The organism is Selenomonadales bacterium, from assembly GCA_017442105.1.
Taxonomy (GTDB): Bacteria; Bacillota; Negativicutes; order RGIG982; family RGIG982; genus RGIG982.
Genome location: JAFSAX010000160.1, coordinates 1 through 1946, shown reverse-complemented (window position 1 = coordinate 1946; position 1946 = coordinate 1). Strand labels below are relative to the sequence as shown.

General features: G+C 43.5%; 2 protein-coding genes. Both read left to right on the top strand.

The features are described from left to right. On the top strand, window positions 1-549 hold a 549-nt coding region (locus IJN28_06430; GenBank protein ID MBQ6713404.1), incomplete at its 5' end, for a site-specific integrase. A gap of 366 nt (window positions 550-915) precedes the next feature. After that, window positions 916-1946, top strand: a 1031-nt coding sequence (locus IJN28_06425; protein MBQ6713403.1) for a hypothetical protein, incomplete at its 3' end; no start/stop codon positions are given.

Genomic DNA, 1946 nt, shown 5'->3' with positions numbered 1-1946 from the left:
TGCATGATGCTGCTCATGGCAACGACGGGAATCCGGCGCGGAGAATGCCTTGGCTTGCAGTGGCAGGACTTCAACTTCGACGAAAATACGCTCCACATCTCCCGCAACGTGACGTACACCAAGCAGAGCGGCATCCTTGTCGCAGAACCAAAGACGCCGTGCAGCATCCGCACCATTCCGATCATGGAAGGTGTCAAGCACGAATTGCTTTTGCTCAGACGATCCGCGATTCAACGTCATCCCAACCAGATCATCAAGAACATGTACCTCTTTGAAGGGCTTGAAAGTCCCTACCAGCCCCGCGATCCGAACACGGCGACGCGCAAGATCACGCACTTCATGCGAAGAATCGGCTTGCAGGGTATTTCTCCCCACGATCTGCGGCACACATGCGCGACGCTGCTCCTTGAGAACGGCGCGGACATCAAGAGTGTGCAGGAGATATTGGGACACGCGGATGCGTCCACGACGCTGAACTTCTATGTCAAGGCGGATCTGCGGCAGATGAAGGTTGCGACGCAGAGATATGCGGAGGCGTTTGACTTATGAATCCTGCCCGCATTATTTCGAATCACTCTTGTGATGATTGGGATACCGTGTTATAATGGAAGCGCCTTCAGGAATGCTTGAAGGGTTTATGTATTGCGTTTGTCAAGATTTCATTCACGAAATCTTTCAGAACGCTGGCGATGATCTCCACCGCAATCGGCATCCAGTATGCCGCCCAGGTCGTCTTCATTGACCACGCTCCCATTGTTATTGTACCACAGCTTATGAAAGTGGTCGGGAGCAACAAGCAGCTAACCGTTTTTACGGTTTGTTTTATCGTGTGCTCATCGGAATACAGGAAGCTGCCCTATCCGATGAGCATCTCATTTTTTGGCTATATCGCTTGTGCAAGGAGGCGTGATCGATTTGCGCATCAAGAAACCAAAGATATACAAAATCAAGAAGTATCCACATTTTGATAATAAGATCCATTGGAATCTTGTCAAAAGCCAAATTGAGAACAGTGAATACATTGTTCATCACTCGTTTTATCCATTTATCCGATATAAACAAGTAATGAGAAAGTATCCTAAGAACTATATTCGCGAAGGGAAAACTGGCAAGCGTGATAAACCGAAAGAGCGAATAATCATGTATTCGTCTCATATCGACCGATACATTTACGAGTACTATGCTTATCAGTTGAATAAGAGATATAACCATCGAATGAAAGAACTCGGAATTGATCAATGTGCTATTGCGTATCGCACGGAGATGCACAAGAACAATATCCATTTTGCAAGCGATGCCTTCTCTTATATTCGTAAGAAGCATGATTGCTTAATCATTATTGGTGATTTTACAAAGTATTTCGATCATCTTGATCATACATATTTGAAGCAACGCATATGCGACCTACTTAATGTTGATCAATTACCAAACGATCATTATGCAGTGTTTCGTAGCATAACAAAACATGCATGGATAGAGCTTAAGGAAATACAGGAGTTCAAGCAGCTGACTCATAAAGAATTCCGCAATCTCGACCGCCTTTTCAGTCCCGAAGAATTCCGTAAATTCAAAAAAGAGCATTTACAACGCAATCCATATACGTATGGAATCCCTCAGGGTTCCGCTATTAGCGCAGTATATTCAAATATTTATTTAATGGATTTCGATAGGCAGATGAATGAGTTTTGTCGGAAATTTGGCGGTTTCTATCGACGTTATTGCGACGATTTCATACTTGTTCTTCCTTTCGATCTTGAAAAGAATCAATTATATGTCAACACAGTTTACGAGATTAAGAATTCTGTCAAGAGTTTAACTTTGCAACCTGAGAAGACACAGATTCTGCATTATTGTGAAGGGAACATATCAAGCGTTAATGAAGAATATTTGAAAGATGTCCCTAACGGAAAACCTCAAATTTCCTATTTAGGCTTCACTTTTGATGG